The organism is Martinezella tropici (assembly GCF_003287875.1).
Taxonomy (GTDB): Bacteria; Pseudomonadota; Alphaproteobacteria; order Rhizobiales; family Rhizobiaceae; genus Rhizobium; species Rhizobium tropici_C.
Genome location: NZ_QMKK01000054.1, coordinates 432,830 through 446,249, shown reverse-complemented (window position 1 = coordinate 446,249; position 13,420 = coordinate 432,830). Strand labels below are relative to the sequence as shown.

The 13,420-nt window shown below is 61.0% G+C and carries 14 protein-coding genes; 2 read left to right on the top strand and 12 right to left on the bottom strand.

The genetic code is table 11. The features are described 5' to 3' along the window. Window positions 1-23: 23 nt before the first annotated feature. From DQ393_RS27390 to kdpF, 5 genes are read right to left on the bottom strand one after another with little or no spacing between them, the layout of a single operon-like run. Window positions 24-629: a K(+)-transporting ATPase subunit C gene (locus DQ393_RS27390; protein WP_112344822.1), complete on the bottom strand. Its 606-nt coding sequence runs from the start codon at window positions 627-629 to the stop codon at window positions 24-26. Window positions 630-641: 12 nt separating this feature from the next. Then, on the bottom strand, window positions 642-2,729 hold the full coding sequence (gene kdpB, locus DQ393_RS27385) for a potassium-transporting ATPase subunit KdpB (RefSeq protein WP_112344821.1): 2,088 nt from the start codon (window positions 2,727-2,729) through the stop codon (window positions 642-644). A 48-nt stretch (window positions 2,730-2,777) separates the two neighbouring features. Continuing rightward, window positions 2,778-2,939: a hypothetical protein gene (locus tag DQ393_RS33575; protein ID WP_162737013.1), complete on the bottom strand. Its 162-nt coding sequence runs from the start codon at window positions 2,937-2,939 to the stop codon at window positions 2,778-2,780. 12 nt (window positions 2,940-2,951) lie between these two features. Further along, complete coding sequence (gene kdpA / locus DQ393_RS27380) at window positions 2,952-4,655, bottom strand: potassium-transporting ATPase subunit KdpA (RefSeq protein ID WP_112344820.1); 1,704 nt, start codon at window positions 4,653-4,655, stop codon at window positions 2,952-2,954. Window positions 4,656-4,682: 27 nt separating this feature from the next. Then, window positions 4,683-4,772, bottom strand: a complete 90-nt coding sequence (gene kdpF / locus DQ393_RS27375; RefSeq protein WP_041678183.1) for a K(+)-transporting ATPase subunit F — start codon at window positions 4,770-4,772, stop codon at window positions 4,683-4,685. A gap of 502 nt (window positions 4,773-5,274) precedes the next feature. On the opposite strand from kdpF, the gene DQ393_RS27370 reads away from it, so the two are divergent. Continuing rightward, on the top strand, window positions 5,275-6,294 hold the full coding sequence (locus tag DQ393_RS27370) for a LacI family DNA-binding transcriptional regulator (RefSeq protein ID WP_112344819.1): 1,020 nt from the start codon (window positions 5,275-5,277) through the stop codon (window positions 6,292-6,294). Window positions 6,295-6,318: 24 nt separating this feature from the next. Here the strand turns inward: DQ393_RS27370 and DQ393_RS27365 are convergent, their stop codons facing one another. The 7 genes from DQ393_RS27365 to DQ393_RS27335 form a co-directional block, all read right to left on the bottom strand. After that, the gene (locus tag DQ393_RS27365; RefSeq protein ID WP_112344818.1) at window positions 6,319-7,329 is read right to left on the bottom strand and encodes a zinc-dependent alcohol dehydrogenase family protein; all 1,011 of its coding nucleotides are present in this window, start codon (window positions 7,327-7,329) and stop codon (window positions 6,319-6,321) included. Between the two features lie 103 nt (window positions 7,330-7,432). Continuing rightward, complete coding sequence (locus tag DQ393_RS27360) at window positions 7,433-8,491, bottom strand: carbohydrate kinase family protein (protein WP_112344817.1); 1,059 nt, start codon at window positions 8,489-8,491, stop codon at window positions 7,433-7,435. After that, window positions 8,491-9,162, bottom strand: coding sequence for a D-lyxose/D-mannose family sugar isomerase (locus DQ393_RS27355; RefSeq protein WP_112344816.1), 672 nt, complete (start codon window positions 9,160-9,162; stop codon window positions 8,491-8,493). The genes DQ393_RS27360 and DQ393_RS27355 overlap by 1 nt, the downstream gene beginning before the upstream one ends. Beyond that, complete coding sequence (locus DQ393_RS27350; RefSeq protein ID WP_112344815.1) at window positions 9,159-10,316, bottom strand: Gfo/Idh/MocA family protein; 1,158 nt, start codon at window positions 10,314-10,316, stop codon at window positions 9,159-9,161. Before DQ393_RS27350 ends, DQ393_RS27355 begins: the two co-directional genes overlap by 4 nt. 21 nt (window positions 10,317-10,337) lie before the next feature. After that, window positions 10,338-11,162: a class I fructose-bisphosphate aldolase gene (locus DQ393_RS27345; RefSeq protein ID WP_112344814.1), complete on the bottom strand. Its 825-nt coding sequence runs from the start codon at window positions 11,160-11,162 to the stop codon at window positions 10,338-10,340. Window positions 11,163-11,356: 194 nt separating this feature from the next. Beyond that, entirely contained in the window at window positions 11,357-12,355 is a 999-nt protein-coding gene (locus DQ393_RS27340; protein WP_112344813.1) for a Tim44 domain-containing protein, read from the bottom strand. A 166-nt stretch (window positions 12,356-12,521) separates the two neighbouring features. After that, window positions 12,522-12,743, bottom strand: a complete 222-nt coding sequence (locus tag DQ393_RS27335; protein WP_112344812.1) for a hypothetical protein — start codon at window positions 12,741-12,743, stop codon at window positions 12,522-12,524. 355 nt (window positions 12,744-13,098) lie between these two features. Between DQ393_RS27335 and DQ393_RS27330 the strand changes: the two genes are divergently transcribed. Further along, the gene (locus tag DQ393_RS27330; RefSeq protein WP_112344811.1) at window positions 13,099-13,377 is read left to right on the top strand and encodes an HU family DNA-binding protein; all 279 of its coding nucleotides are present in this window, start codon (window positions 13,099-13,101) and stop codon (window positions 13,375-13,377) included. The last annotated feature ends 43 nt before the right edge of the window (window positions 13,378-13,420 follow it).

The following is a 13,420-nucleotide window of genomic DNA, read 5'->3' as shown; positions in this document are numbered from 1 at the left end:
CTAACCGTCTCAATCCCTTCAACTTATTGAGTCATAGAAGCATCGAGCGCCTGGTTCAATGCCAGCACATTGACCACAGGCTCGCCGAGAACGCCGAGCTCGCGGGGCTCGATGGCAGCATCGACGAGCGACTTGACCTTAGCCTCATCCATGTTGCGGGCCTTGGCGACGCGCGGAACCTGGAAATAGGCATCTTCAGGCGAGATATCCGGGTCGAGACCGCTGCCCGAAGTGGTGAGCAGATCGACCGGAACCGGCGTATTCGGGTTCTGCGCCTGCAATGTCGCAGCATCCCCCTTGATACGGGTGATCAGGCTCGAATTGGTCGGACCGAGATTGGAGGCCCCGGAGTTGGCGGCGTTGTAAGGTACGGAAACCGATTTGGTCGGATCATTCGGATCGGCGCCGGTCGTGGCCGAAGGGCGGCCGTGGAAATACTTATCCGCCGTGAAATTCTGGCCGATGAGGCTGGAGCCGATCACCTTGCCGTCCTTCTCCACCAGGCTGCCATTGGCCTGGTGGGGAAAGAGCGTCTGGGCGACACCCGTCATGGCAAGCGGATAGGCAAGGCCGGTCAGGACGGTCGTGGCGACGATCATGACGATGGCGGGTCTGATTTGTTTCAACATGAGAGAAACTCCTTAGGCGAGGCCGATGGCGGTGATCGCCATATCGATGGCCTTGATGCCGATGAAGGGGACGATGATGCCGCCGAGGCCATAGATCAGCAGGTTGCGGCTGAGCAGCGCGCCGGCGCCGATCGGCCGGTAGCGGACCCCCTTCAGCGATAGCGGGATCAGTCCGACGATGATGAGCGCATTGAAGATGATGGCCGAAAGAATGGCGCTTTGCGGCGTTGCCAGCCCCATGACATTCAGCATTTTCAGCTGCGGATAGAAGGCGATGAACATGGCCGGAATGATGGCGAAATACTTGGCGATGTCGTTGGCGATGGAGAAGGTGGTCAACGCACCGCGCGTCATCAGCAGTTGCTTGCCGATCTCGACGATCTCGATCAGCTTCGTCGGGTCGCTGTCGAGATCGACCATGTTGCCGGCTTCGCGGGCGGCGACCGTACCGGTATTCATGGCGACGCCGACATCGGCCTGGGCGAGCGCTGGCGCATCGTTCGTGCCGTCGCCGCACATGGCGACCAGCTTGCCCTGTGCCTGCTCCTGACGCATCAGCGCCAGCTTCATTTCGGGCGTTGCCTGGGCGAGAAAGTCGTCGACGCCGGCTTCGGCGGCAATGGCGGCGGCCGTCAGCGGATTGTCGCCCGTGATCATCACGGTGCGGATACCCATGCGGCGCAGTTCCGCAAAACGCTCACGGATGCCGCCCTTGACGATATCCTTAAGATGGATGACGCCGAGAAGACGACCGTCTCGCGCCACGGCAAGCGGCGTGCCGCCGGCCTTGGCGATCTCGTCGGCGATCACCTGCAGCTCGCGCAACGTTTCACTCGTCGTGCGCGACATCACGGCCGTGCCTTCCGTCGTGTCATTGGCCGCACCTTCGACATAGGCGACCACGGCATCGACAGCGCCCTTGCGGATCGAGGAGCCATCGAGATCGACGCCACTCATGCGGGTCTGGGCCGTGAAGGGAACGAAGGTCGCCTTCAGGCTCGTCATGTCGCGGCCACGGATCGCATATTTCTCTTTGGCAAGCACGACGATCGAGCGGCCCTCGGGCGTCTCGTCGGCAAGGGAGGCAAGCTGCGCGGCATCGGCAAGGTCCTGCTCGCTGATCCCCCGGACCGGGCGGAAGGCGGTCGCCTGGCGGTTGCCGAGCGTGATCGTACCAGTCTTGTCGAGAAGCAGCGTGTCGACGTCCCCGGCGGCTTCGACGGCGCGGCCGGACATAGCGAGCACGTTGAAGCGCACCAGACGGTCCATGCCGGCAATGCCGATCGCCGAAAGCAAAGCGCCGATGGTGGTCGGGATCAGCGTGACGAAGAGCGCAACAAGCACGACAGTCTGGATCGAGCCGCCGGCATAAGCGGCGAAGCTCGGGATGGTGACGGTCGCGAGCACGAAGATCAGCGTCATACCGGCCAACAGGATGTTGAGCGCGATTTCGTTCGGCGTCTTCTGCCGTTCTGCACCTTCGACCAGCGCGATCATGCGATCGATGAAGGTCGAACCAGCGGCAGCGGTGATCCGCACACGTATCTCGTCCGACAGGACCTGCGTGCCGCCAGTCACAGCAGAGCGGTCGCCGCCCGATTCACGGATGACAGGCGCAGATTCGCCGGTGATCGCGGCTTCGTTGACGGAAGCGACGCCTTCGATGACCTCACCATCCGAGGGGATGATATCGCCGGCTTCGACCAGGACGACATCGCCGACCTTAAGGCTGGTGCCGGGCACCATCTTGTAATCGGTGCGGCTGTTGCCGACGAGCAGCTTCGCCTGCGTTTCGGTGCGCGACTTGCGCAGCGAATCCGCCTGCGCCTTGCCGCGACCTTCCGCTACCGCTTCGGCAAAATTGGCAAACAGCACCGTGAACCACAGCCAGATATTGATCTGCAGCGAGAAGGCGAGATTGCCGCCGCCGGTCACGAGATCGCGCAGGAAGAGGACGGTCGTCAGCATCGAAACGACGGCGACCACGAACATGACGGGGTTCTTGGCAAGCGTGCGCGGGTTCAGTTTCTTGAACGAAGCGCCGATCGCCGGAACGAGGATGCGAGAATCCAGAATACTCGCTGATTTTAACTGGCTCATAAGAGGCTCCAGCGTGAAGAGGAAAACGTCAGATCGGAACGCCGCCGATCAGCCGATCAAAAATCCGAAGACGACAATGCCGAGGAACAGTGCGGCCATTGCCAGCAAGATGGCATCGGACGCGCAGGTCGTTCCGGCCGGGCCACGCCCCCTGTCGAAGGGGCGTGGATCGATGACTTTTCTAAGCTTGCCCAGAAGCGGTTGGCTCATGGCCGTCATTCCTTAGAAGGTCTGGCCTACGATCATCGACAGATGTTCGACGATCGGTCCGAGTGCCAGCGCCGGGAAGAAGGTCAGACCGCCGACGATCAGGATCGTGCCGACCAGGAGGCCGACGAAGAGCGGGCCATCCGTCGGGAAGGTACCGGCCGAGGCAGGAACCGTCTTCTTGCTGATCAGAGAACCGGCAATCGCAAGGGCCGGAACGATGACCAGGAAGCGGCCGATCAGCATGACGATACCGAGCGTGATGTTGTACCAGGAGGTATTGCCGGTCAGACCGCCGAAGGCCGAGCCGTTGTTTGCCGCGGCCGAGCTGTAGGCATAGAGGATTTCCGAGAAGCCGTGCGGACCGGCATTCGCGATCGAGGCAACGGCGGAGGGCAATACAACGGAGATCGCCGTGAAGATCAGCATGCCGAAGGGCAGGCAAAGCACGGCAAGCATTGCCATCTTCACGTCCTTGGCCTCGATCTTCTTGCCGAGATATTCCGGCGTGCGCCCAACCATCAGACCCGCAACGAAGATGGCGATGACGACGAACATCAGGATGCCATAGAAACCGGCGCCGACGCCGCCGACGATGACTTCGCCAAGCTGCAGGTTGATGAGCGGGATCAGGCCGCCGATCGCGGTGAAGCTGTCGAGCATGCCGTTGACCGCGCCGCAGGATGCGGCCGTGGTGATGACGGCGAAGAGCGAAGAGGCGGCAATGCCGAAGCGGACTTCCTTGCCTTCCATATTGCCGCCCTGGATACCGAGCGCATGAACAAGCGGATTGCCTGCCGCTTCAGCCCAATAGGTGACGATCACGCCGGCGATGAACAGCGTGCCCATCGCAGCCAGGATCGCCCAGCCCTGGCGCTGACTGCCGACCATGCGGCCGAAGACGTTGGTCAGCGCTGCGCCGATGGCGAAGATCGCCAGCATCTGCAGGAGGTTGGAGATGGCATCGGGGTTTTCGAACGGATGCGCCGAGTTGGCATTGAAGAAGCCGCCGCCATTCGTGCCGAGCATCTTGATGGCAAGCTGCGAGGCGACGGGACCGACGGCGATCGTCTGCCGCGCGCCTTCGAGCGTCGTAGCATCGACATAGGGACCGAGCGTCTGCGGCACGCCGAGATAGACGAAAACAATCGTCAGCACGATGCAGATCGGCAAGAGGACGTAGAGCGTCGCGCGGACCATATCGACCCAGAAGTTGCCGATCGCCTTACCCGAAGCACGTGCGAAAGCACGGATCAGCGCAATGGCGATCGCAATGCCGGTTGCTGCAGACACGAAGTTCTGCACCGTCAGGCCGGCCATCTGCACGAGGTAGGACATCGTGCTTTCGCCGCCGTAGTTCTGCCAATTGGTATTGGTGACGAAGCTCGTTGCCGTGTTGAAGGACAGTTCCGGGCCGACTGCGGTCATGCCGGCCGGATTATACGGCAGACTGCCTTGCAGTCGCTGCAGCGCGTAAAGAACGAGGAAGCCCGCGAGGCTGAACAGCAGCATGGAAACCGAGTAGGTCGTCCAGTGCTGCTCTTCGCGCTCATCCGTGCCGGCCAAACGATAAAGCCCCCGTTCCACAGGACGGAGGACGAAGGAGAGGAAGGTGCGCTCGCCGGTAAAGACACGCGTCATGTAACCGCCGAGCGGTTTGACGAGCAGGAGAAGGATCCCAATATAAAGGAGGATCTGAAGCCATCCGTTGAAGGTCATGGAGGTAACTTTCCCTATCCAGCGCTGTCAGAAGCGCTCGGGGCGAATAAGAGCATAGACCAGGTAGACGGTGAGAAAGATCGTCACGCCGCCACCGAGAATGTAATCGAGAAGCATTGCCGTCTCTCCGACTATAGGCTGTCGCAAGCCTTGGTATAGGCGACGCAAAGGAGGAAGAATAAAACGCCGATCCCGACAAGAATAATGTCCATCATCGATCGCGAGTCCTTGATTGTTATTGTTGATGACAGAAAATAGTAGGGAGCGCCTTGCATGAAGGCGCCTCTTTTCATTCTGCCTGGGGGAAGAGCACTTCAGGTGTATCTTCGCCATACAATATGCGACCGAACCGCATTAAGGTTCGAGACGGGCCGACAGGGGAAGATATAAAAATCTTATAAATGCCCATGGGATTGCCGAGACGAGCGGAGATGTTTCCATTCCGCACCTGGACCGCAAACCTGAGACGGTCGAAAAGGAGTGTGGCGAGATATGAATGCTGAGCGCCGCATCACGCTTGATGCCGTTTCCCGCCAGTGATTTAGTCCACGGCATACGGATCGAGTTTTGATAACTTGTCCTACGACTATTCGACCGCCAGACAAAGAAATGCGAGCCCGTGACCACCAGCATCAGACATATCGCCAAGCTCGCAGGAACATCGGTCTCGTCAGTCTCGCGCGTGCTGAATAATAGCGGCTATGCCTCTCCGGAGCTGCGGGAGCGTGTGGAGGCCGCCATCCGCACGCTCAACTATACGCCGAGCAAGGGAGCACGCATGCTGCGCGGCGCACCGAGCCGGATGATCGGGCTGATGCTGCCATCGATCGACGTGCCTTTCTTCGGCATTCTGGCCCATGCCATCGAGCAGGAACTGTTCCGGCGCGGTTATCAGACCCTGATCTGCAGCACGGCCGAAAATATGGATCACGAGGCGCGCTACATCTCCATGCTCCTATCCCAGCGCGTCGACGGCGTCATCGTCGCGAGCGCCTTCGGGAGCACCGAACATTTCGAAGCGCTGCGCGACGCGCAGATCCCGATCGTCGCCATAGACCGTGAACTGACTGGAATTGCCGGCGATGCCGTCATGGCCGATCATGAGGAGGGCGGGCGCCTGATGGCCCGCCATCTGATCAGCCTCGGCCATCGCGTAATCGGCATTGTTGGCGCCCCTGCCCATAGCCAGCCGGTCCAGCTTCGCCTTCGCGGCATCGGGGCGGAAATGGCCGAGATTGGCATAGCACCGGCGGTGGTGGCCATGGCCGAGGAACAAAGCTTCGCGGCGACCTATCCGCTCGCAAGGAAATTGGTGGCCTCCAGGCCCGAAGTAACAGCCGTCATCGGCACAACAGATATTTCGGCGATCGCCGCAATCCATGCCGTTCAGGATCACGGCTTTTCCGTACCACGCGACTATTCCGTCATCGGCTTCGACGATCTGCCGGAGGCCGCCTATGTCTTTCCACGCCTGACGACCGTCGCGCAGCCGATCCGCGGTGTTGGCGAGCAGGCAGTCCGGCGATTGGAGGCCCTGATCGAAGAGCAAGAGGCAGACGGCGAATCGCGAGAAGACGCGATCGTCAAAATACCTGTCAGATTGATCACGCGCGACTCCACCGGCCCTGTCCGCAAATGAATGCGCACCGCCGTCAATCGGCTTTTACGGTCGGACAATGACCTTGATCTCACCGGCCAATGGTGCGCTGCCGACCACGCTCGCCACCTCTTCAAGACCTATGGTCTTCGTGACAAGCGAATCCAGTTCCAGAATACCGCTCGCCACCATGGCGGCCGCGCGGGAATGGGTGAAGGGATTGAGATAGGCCGGCCTGATCTCGACCTCGTTGACGAGCAGATCGAACGGCAGAACGGGCACTTCGAGACCCGCCGGCGTTACCCCGAAGAGGACGAAGACTCCGCCGCGCCGCGCCATCCGTACGCCGGTCTGCAGCGTTTCGGGAACGCCGGCGCATTCTATGACGACATCCACGCCACCGCCGGTCGCATCCCGGACGGCGGCAACGGCATCGGTCGCCGTCGGATCGAGGGCCAGCGTCGCCCCCAGCCGCAGCGCCGCCTCGCGCCGCGACAGCTGTCTCGTGATCAGGATGATCCGGTCCGCGCCGGCCAGGCGGGCCAGCTGCACCATGAGCAGGCCGATCACGCCGCCGCCCAATATAGCGACGCTATCGCCCCGGCGGATCTTCGCCTTGTCGATGGCATGAATGCAGCAGGCAAGCGGCTCGCAAAAAGCGCCGTGGACGGGATTGAGATCGGGAGGCAGGGTGAACGCCTGGCCGCAGGGAACCGCGACATAGTCTGCAAAGCCGCCATCCCGCGTCACCCCGATGGCCTTCAGATTGGCACAGAGATTCGGCCGCCCGTGCCGGCAGGCGTGGCAAGTACCGCAGGCAATGTTCGGGTCCACCGTCACGAGCTCACCGCCCATGAAGGATGAAACACCCTCGCCCACTTCCTCGACGAGACCACAGAATTCATGGCCCAACGCGACAGGCATGGAAGTCGGATATTCGCCCTTGTACATATGCCGGTCGGATCCGCAGACGCCGGCGGCCAGCACCCGGACGATGATGTCTCCAGGTCCGGCGCTCGGCTTTTCCACATTGCGCATGGCCATGGATCCGATCGCTTCCAAACGGACTGCCCTCATTCTCCTCCTCCGAGCATAAGGTTCAATTTCCTGATCCTATCGCGCCGCTCCCGTCGGCACCATAGCATCCAATGATACGCGTTACCGCTTCGCAACCGACACGTCATACGCAGGCATGCTGCATCGCCGTCACATCCTCCAGAAGCGTTGCCATGTCGGGGATGCCGTCGGTCGCGGTCGCGCCTCCCAGGCAACGGGCAGCGGCGGCATGGGCGGCGGCGCAGATGCGCTCGACGGGCCAATCTTCATGCAGGCCGTAAAGTACGGCGGCGCAGAAGGCATCGCCGGCGCCGACCGTACTGACGATTTCAGCCGGATCGACCGGCCGCGATCTGCAAACAATAGGCGAGTGCCCAGGCGCAAACCAGAAGCAGATTTCCGGAGCATGAATGATCGCACCCCTGGCGACGCCTGCCGCCAGCAGCCGCTCGCCGGCCGTCAGAAGTGCGGCTTCGATCAACTCTCCCTTCCCGTCGCGTACGGTTACGCCGGTTGCCCGCCCCGCCTCGATTTCATTGATGACAAGGAAATCGCAATATGGCAGCGCCGCGCCAACCTTGACCGCAAACTCCGGATCTTCGCTGGAGACGAAATCGACGCAGGTGGTCAGGCCCGCATTGCGCGCGGCCTCCAAAAGGCGCGATGCCCCGGATCGGCCGTCCGCATCGAGCGTGTCGAGACCGGGCAGCAGCATGAGATAGCCGAGATAGAACAAGCGATAGCCGGCATCCGCAAAGACGCCGGCTGAGACGAGCGCATCCGTCACCGCGTCGTTGGCGCCGCCATGATAGAAGAAGGTGCGGTTCTGCCCCGGCACGTTCATGACATGCGTGTGCGCCGTCGCGTGGTCCGGAAGCTGCCGCAGACCGCTCGCATCGATGCCGGCGCTCTGAAGCCGTGTCTTGACGATCTCTCCGTCGATATCCGCGCCGATACAGCCGGCGGCGGCGAGCTTTCCGGGAAAGCCGAGCGAGGCCAGGTCGGTGACGACATTGGCAGCCCCTCCCCCGACCCCCACATCCTGATGCAGGATATGGGCGAGATCACCCTGCTCGGGCCAATAGGACAGCGTGTGCACGCGGTCGACGATGAAGTTTCCCGCGCAAACGATACCTCCCTTGTCTTTCTTTTCGCCGCCTTGAACCTCCTCCCCGGTCCGCATCAGCCACCTGCCTCATTCCATAGGGGTCTGAGCGGCGGCTCGTCCTCCTCGATCGCGGCGAAGCGCCCGATCGGTTCCAGAAAGTAATTATCGGTATTGTCGTCGTTGACTTGACTGACCTCGCCGACGAACACAGGCCCGCCGCCCTTGCGGCCGTAGAACCGATGATAGAGCCCAGTTCGAATCGTGACACTTTGGCCGGGCGAGAGAACCAGCGGCTCCCATACGGCAAGCTTCCTCGGCAAGCCGTCAACCGGAACGGTGACATCATCCTGCAGCACATTGCCTTCCGCGTCGGTCGCGGCGAATTCGATGACGAGATCACCGCCGGCCCTGTTGATGATGTCTTCCATCTTGGCTTGATGACGATGCGTCGGTGTCATCTGCCCTTCCTCGACGAAAAGCAGCTTCTCGGCATAGGTCCGCTCGCCTTCGACACCGACGATACCGTTGCGCAGGCAGAAGAGCACGAGGCCGCATTCGGCAAAGCGGCCGGAGCCGAAATCGGTGACGTCCCACCCCAATTGATGGGCACGCAAATAGCGCGCCGCCTCCTGATTGGTGGCGAAATCCGCCGCAGTCCAATAACCCCATTCCGGCAGCGACCAGCGCCAATGGTCTAGGGTTTTGCTTGCGCGCCGCAGCGCTTCGTTGATTTCGGAGCGCTTCATCGGGCGGCCGCTCCTTCGTAATCGACGGGTACGACGATATTTTCACGGCCGGATTTCAGCGCCGCCGTCAGCACTGCGTGATGCGCCTGCGCTTCTTCGGGCGTCGCACAGGCAAAGCCATTGGCGTTTCCGCCTGCCAATTCGTCGACGAAGGCGGCCCACATTTGCTGGATGGCATCGGCGAAGCCGAACTCGAAGATCTTGCCTGTTATCGCCGGGAAAAGCGAACCGTATCCCAAATCTTCGGTGCTCCATGCCTGCGCGCCACCGGTATAGTCCATCCACTGCCATTGCCGCGGCGACTTGGTGGTGAAGAACGCGCTCTTCTTCATACCGAGGATCCGAATATACCAGTTATTGGCTTCGCCCGGCGCGATGCGCCACGTCTTCAGCACCATCGGAAAATCCTGGCCACCTGCACTGACGCGTGTGCTGATCGTTGCATTGTCCCAGGTCGTGCACGGCACCATGCCGCCCTTGCCGTCCGGGCGCTCGGTGATCTTCTTGACCAGCTGCGCATGGAGGGTTTGCGGGCGCCAGCCGAGCCGCAGGGGCACATGCAGCACATGCATGCCAAGATCACCCATGCAGCCATAGTCGCCATTAATATCGGCCATGCGCTTCCAATTGATCGGCTTTTGCCTGTCGATGTCGGAAGAATGCAGGAAACCGGCCTCGACTTCGAGGATATCGCCCATCTCGCCGCTTTCAGCGAGCGCAATGACCTTCTGCGCTCCAGGGAAGAAGGGCATTTCCGACGAGCAACGAACCAGAAGCTTCGGATTCTCGGCAAGCACCGCCATGATCTCGCGGTTCTGTGCCGCATCCATGCCGAACGGTTTTTCGCCGAGCAGATGCTTGCCGGCCTTCAGGATATCGACGTAAAACTGTTGATGAAGCACATGCGGCACGGCGCAATAGACCGCGTCGACATCCGGATTGGCGAGCAGTTCCTTATAGTCGTTGGTGAATTGCCGGACCGACGGCACATTGTCCTTGAACCAGTCCAGCAGTGCCGCATTGGTATCGCAGACGGCAACGATTTCCGGCCGTGCCCTGGTGTCGGCAAGATGCAGCCAGCGTGCCGCAGCGCTTGCGAATTCACGCCCCATCAGGCCGCAGCCGATGACGCCGAAGCGAAATACCTTCTTCATGTTTCCTCCTCCCAGGATGCGTCAGACGAGATGCCGCGAGGCGTCTTCGACGGAAGCCTCCTCGTGGACGATCGCCATCAGGGCGCGCGTCATGCCAGCGGGGTTACTGTGCTGGATGACGTTGCGGCCATAGACGATGCCGCGGGCGCCCTGCTCCATCAACTGTTTCGTGCGGGAAAGAATTTCCTGATCCGAGACGCGGCCGCCGCCTCGCACCAGTACGGGCAAGCCCTGAGCGATCTCGATAACGCGGTGATATTCCTGCACGTCGTCACAGGGGTCCGCCTTGATGATGTCGGCGCCGAGTTCGGCAGCCTGGCGTACCAGCGGCAGGATCTTGTCGATCGCGCCATCGACCATATAGGCGCCCTTGGAATTGTCCTGCATGACCAGCGGCTCGACCATCAGCGGCATGCCGTAAATCTCACATTCGCGCTTCAGGCTGTTCACGTTGCGCACGCAGGCGCGATAAACCTCCGGCTGGTCAGGCAGCATCAGAAGATTGACGACGACGCAGGCTGCATCCAATACCAATGCCTGCTCGACACCCCGGTCGATCATCTCGGAAAACAGCGCCGAGGGCAGCGGATTGCCGTAGATGTTGGCGATATCGGTCCGCAGCACCAGAGCCGGCCGATGTTTGCCGGGAATTGCCTGGAGGATCGGCGCAGTGCCCGGCGGAAGCTGGATGGCATCGGGCGCGGCATCGGCAATGACCTTGATCGCTGTCCGCATATCCTCGATGCCGGAAAGAAAGGTCCGTTCATTGAACATGCCATGATCGATGGCAACATCGAAGCAATTTCCGGACACGCCGAAGAGGCGGTTGAGCCGCGCCGATTTCATCTGTTTCCTCCCGATGTGGTAACGTTTCCACACAAGCACATTAGAGGACGGATTTGGCGAGTCAAGGCGGATGCCGATCGTCCTCGACATCTGCTCGACCTCTCCAGGGTCAAACGGGGAGCACAGTCAGTTTTCGGATAAGGCTGGCCGCCCCCGATCCTCGTGGGGCGGCCCTTTGCGGAAGCTGCGTAGGATTAGTGCTGTTCCGTTCCCTGGATTGCTGAAAGCGTCCAGTCCGAACCCGGCTTGCGCACGAAGGTCCACAGTTCGGTCGTTTCCGAAGGATTGCGATCGTCGCCATCAACGAGCTTTCCCGTCGTGCGATCGACCAGAGCATCGATGCTCGAATAGCGCATCGCAAGCGTTGCATATTCGGCGTTATCCTCGCGCCAGGCCTCGGCAATATCGCCCTGCAGCAGGCGGACATCGGAAACGCTGTTGCGCACGCCATTCGTCGCGTTTTCCCCAAGCTCTTCGGCCAGATAGGACATCGCCTCCGGCGTGGTCAGCCGGCGCAGCGTGGCGTAGTCTTCCTTGCCATAGGCCGACTGGATTTCGGTCAGGAGATGCTCGAAGCGATCGAGATCGGCCTGGTGCAACCCGATCTCGTCATTGGCTTGACGTGCTTTCTGCGCAGCCGCCGCTCCGCCACCGAGAGACGGGATGGAGAAGGAGGGACGCTGCGAGGCGCTCGCATTGTTCATCGGATTCACATTGTAGGGCGTGCCTGATCCCGGTGCTGCATATTGCGTGCGCTGGCGGTTTGCGAAGAACCGCATGGCAAAGCTGATGAGCAGCACGATCAAGCCGATCTGCAGCAGCATACCGAGGAAGCCGATTCCGCCACCGAAACCATGGCCGAGCAGCATGCCGAGAAGGCCACCGGCGATCAGTCCGCCGATCATCGACCCACCGAAGCCGCCGAAAAGGCCTGGACGCTGTGGCGCGCCAAGCGGCGGCTGGCTCGTCGTCTGCTGCGGCGGCCGCTGCGTCATCGTCCGGTCAATGGGTGCTGCCTGCGTGGGCGCTGTCCTCGTAATGGCCGGCGTATCGAAGGTACGCATCCCGCGGCTTCCGAATCCGCTGGATCCAGCCCGACGCGCATCGGCGGCGTCAAAGGTCGCTACGGACGAAGCGGCGGCAAGGACGACGATAGCTGCGATCTTGGCAAAACGCGGTACTGCACTGAACATTGGCTCTCCTGTCATAGGGCAGAAAGACGAATTTGCCCTCTATATGGGGATGCCGGCTCATGATTGTAAGGTGCGATTTTAAGTTGGTGCAGCTTGAAAAGCTCAATCCTGAGCATGCCGATCGCGCGAGCATGCGGATGACAGGCCGCAGCCTCCGGAGACGATGCTAGTCTTCATCCGCACCTTCGGTCAGACCGTCATAAACTTCCATCAGCGCATTGGTGATCGCCTGCCCGAGCGCATTGCCGGCGGCGCGGACATCATCGTCCGTGCCGTCACGCGCGGCTCTTGCCAGCTCAAAGCCCTCATCGCTGATGATCTGCTTTGCGACCTCGATCGCCCAAAGCCCGAAATCGCCACGATTGTCTATCTTGATCTCGTGTTCCATTGCCTGTCCCATTCCTTCATCGTGAGCAAGCCTCTATAGGCCCTCCCTGCGAAAGACCAGCCTCGATTACGCCGCCACAGGCCGGATCCGCATGGCGAAAAGGCGCGCTGGAGCCGCCGATTCCGGACTTTTCAGCAGATTCGCAGGCGCCCCCGGATGCCGCCGACCGCTCACCTGCTGGCTGCTGGCCTGTTCTTCAACTGGAAAATCACCCGCGGAAAGCGTCCGAAATGGCTTCAATACGTCGGAAATTGTGGAAATGCAGGCATTCTCGGCCTTTCCGGGCAGGACCCCACGTGACAATAGGCACCGGCAATGGAAATGATTCCGGCGTCATCAATGCGGGGGAAGCCTCATGACCACTACCAATGAAATCGCAGATAAGATTGCCGCAGAGCATAAGCTCACCAAAGTCCAGAGCAAGGCAATCGTAGAAGCCGTCTTTGCAGCCATCACCGGAGCCGCCACCTCCGGCGCCGAAACCTCGATTCCGGGCTTCGGCAAATTCAAGGTCAAGGACACTCCGGAGCGCGAAGCGCGCAACCCGGGAACGGGCGCAACCATCAAGGTTGCCGCATCGAAGAAGCTTGCCTTCACGCCCGCCAAGGCGCTGAAGGATGCGCTCAACAAGTAATCCCGATCCCGGATCGTTAAGATCCGATGATTCAATGGCCGGC

Coding starts and splice junctions, on each gene's coding strand:
- kdpF (WP_041678183.1), bottom strand. CDS start 4,772: ATGCTTCTCGATTACATTCTCGGTGGCGGCGTGACGATCTTTCTCACC.
- DQ393_RS27330 (WP_112344811.1), top strand. CDS start 13,099: ATGACCACTACCAATGAAATCGCAGATAAGATTGCCGCAGAGCATAAG.
- kdpA (WP_112344820.1), bottom strand. CDS start 4,655: ATGACCTTCAACGGATGGCTTCAGATCCTCCTTTATATTGGGATCCTT.
- kdpB (WP_112344821.1), bottom strand. CDS start 2,729: ATGAGCCAGTTAAAATCAGCGAGTATTCTGGATTCTCGCATCCTCGTT.
- DQ393_RS27335 (WP_112344812.1), bottom strand. CDS start 12,743: ATGGAACACGAGATCAAGATAGACAATCGTGGCGATTTCGGGCTTTGG.
- DQ393_RS27350 (WP_112344815.1), bottom strand. CDS start 10,316: ATGAAGAAGGTATTTCGCTTCGGCGTCATCGGCTGCGGCCTGATGGGG.
- DQ393_RS27340 (WP_112344813.1), bottom strand. CDS start 12,355: ATGTTCAGTGCAGTACCGCGTTTTGCCAAGATCGCAGCTATCGTCGTC.
- DQ393_RS33575 (WP_162737013.1), bottom strand. CDS start 2,939: ATGAGCCAACCGCTTCTGGGCAAGCTTAGAAAAGTCATCGATCCACGC.
- DQ393_RS27365 (WP_112344818.1), bottom strand. CDS start 7,329: ATGAGGGCAGTCCGTTTGGAAGCGATCGGATCCATGGCCATGCGCAAT.
- DQ393_RS27345 (WP_112344814.1), bottom strand. CDS start 11,162: ATGAAATCGGCGCGGCTCAACCGCCTCTTCGGCGTGTCCGGAAATTGC.
- DQ393_RS27390 (WP_112344822.1), bottom strand. CDS start 629: ATGTTGAAACAAATCAGACCCGCCATCGTCATGATCGTCGCCACGACC.
- DQ393_RS27355 (WP_112344816.1), bottom strand. CDS start 9,162: ATGAAGCGCTCCGAAATCAACGAAGCGCTGCGGCGCGCAAGCAAAACC.
- DQ393_RS27360 (WP_112344817.1), bottom strand. CDS start 8,491: ATGCGGACCGGGGAGGAGGTTCAAGGCGGCGAAAAGAAAGACAAGGGA.